At 70.6% G+C, this 1,816-nt stretch carries 1 protein-coding gene; it reads left to right on the plus strand.

Translation table 11 applies throughout. From position 1 onward, the window contains the following. On the plus strand, window positions 1-1,816 hold a 1,816-nt coding region (locus tag ACDELDRAFT_RS22060; RefSeq protein ID WP_005800894.1), incomplete at both ends, for a DUF748 domain-containing protein.

Here is a 1,816-nt window from a genome sequence, read left to right on the forward strand (position 1 = left end):
ACCGCGCCGCGCCCCGCGCCGTGGCGCTGAACCTCTCGTCGCTGAACCTGCAGGCCCGCAACCTGGCGCTGGACGGCAGCAAACCCGAAATGCTCCATGTCTCGGCCCGCGTGGCCGCAGGCCGTGGCGACGCGGGCAAGATCGACTACCAGGGCACGCTGGCGCTGCAGCCCCTGGCCCTGCAAGGCCGCCTGGAGGCCAGCCGGCTGCCCGTGCATGCCCTCGACGGCTACCTGGCCGACCGGCTCGCCATCGAACTGCTGCACGCCGACGTGGGCTTTCGCGGCCAGGTGGCGTTTGCCCAGGTGGCGCGCGGCACCACGCTGCGCCTGACGGGCGATGCCGCCATCGATGAACTGCGCGCCAACAGCACGGCCGCCGCCACGCCCAAGACAGCCGAGCAGGTGGGCGAAGAGCTGCTGGCCTGGAAGAGCCTGGGCCTGCGCGGCCTGGCCGTTTCGCTCGCACCCGACACTCCGCCGCGCGTCGAGGTCAAGGAAACCAGCCTGGCCGATTTTTATGCGCGCGTCACCATCAACGAAAACGGCCGCCTCAACCTGAGCGACATCGCCAAGAGCCCGGCCCAGGTCAGCAACCCGCCCGCCGCGCCGGTGCCCGCGTCACCGGCCCCATCGGCGCCCGTGGACGCCACGGCATCGGCCAGCACCACCTTGCCCACCCCACCGCCCGACCCGCTGGCCCCCGTGGTGCAGTTCGGGCCCGTGAGCCTGGTCAACGGCAAGGTGCTGTTTTCCGACTTCTTCATCCAGCCCAACTATTCGGCCGACCTGACCGAGCTGACCGGCAAGCTGGGCGCCTTTGCGACGCAGCCGCCGGGCACCGAGCCGGTGCTGGCCGACCTCGAACTGCGCGGCCGCGCCGAAGGATCGGCATCGCTGGAGATCACCGGCAAGCTCAACCCGCTGGCGAGGCCGCTGGCGCTGGACATCCAGGGCAAGGTGCGCGACCTCGAGCTGCCGCCCCTCACGCCCTATTCCGTGAAATACGCGGGCCACGGCATCGAGCGCGGCAAGCTCAGCATGGACGTGTCCTACAAGGTGCTGCCCAACGGCCAGCTCACGGCCAGCAACAAGCTCGTGCTCAACCAGCTCACCTTCGGCGAACCCGTGGAGGGCGCGCCCAACAGCCTGCCCGTGAAGCTGGCCGTGGCCCTGCTGGCCGACAGCCACGGCGTGATCGACCTCGATCTGCCCATCAGCGGCTCGCTGAACGACCCACAGTTCCGCATCGGCCCGGTCATCTTCAAGATCATCGTCAACCTGATCGGCAAGGCCATCACCGCGCCGTTCAGCCTGCTGGCCCGCGCTTTCGGCGGTGGCGACGAACTCAGCAGCGTGGCCTTCGCCCCCGGCAGCGCCACCCTCACGCCCGAGGCCCGGCAGAGCCTCGACAAGGTGGCCAAGGCCCTGACCGAGCGCCCCGCGCTCAAGCTCACCGTGACGGGAACGGCCAGCCTGGCGCGCGAACGCGAAGCCCTGCAGCGCGAGCGCCTGCAAGAGCTGGTGCGCGCCGAAAAGCGCCGTGCGGCGCCCACCGACACCACCCCCGTGCAGGCGGCCGAGTACCCGGCCCTGCTCAAGGCGGTGTACCGCCGTGCCGATATGCCCAAGCCACGCAACCTGGTGGGCATGGCCAAGGATCTGCCGGTGCCCGAGATGGAGGCCCTGCTGCTGGCCCACCTGCCCGCCGCCACCGAAGACCTGGCCACCGAACTGGCCACGCACCGCGGCCAGGCCGTCAAGGCCTACCTGGCCGAGCAGAACCTGCCCGAGGAGCGCCTGTTCCTCGCTGCACC

The organism is Acidovorax delafieldii 2AN (genome assembly GCF_000175235.1).
GTDB lineage: Bacteria > Pseudomonadota > Gammaproteobacteria > Burkholderiales > Burkholderiaceae_C > Acidovorax > Acidovorax delafieldii_B.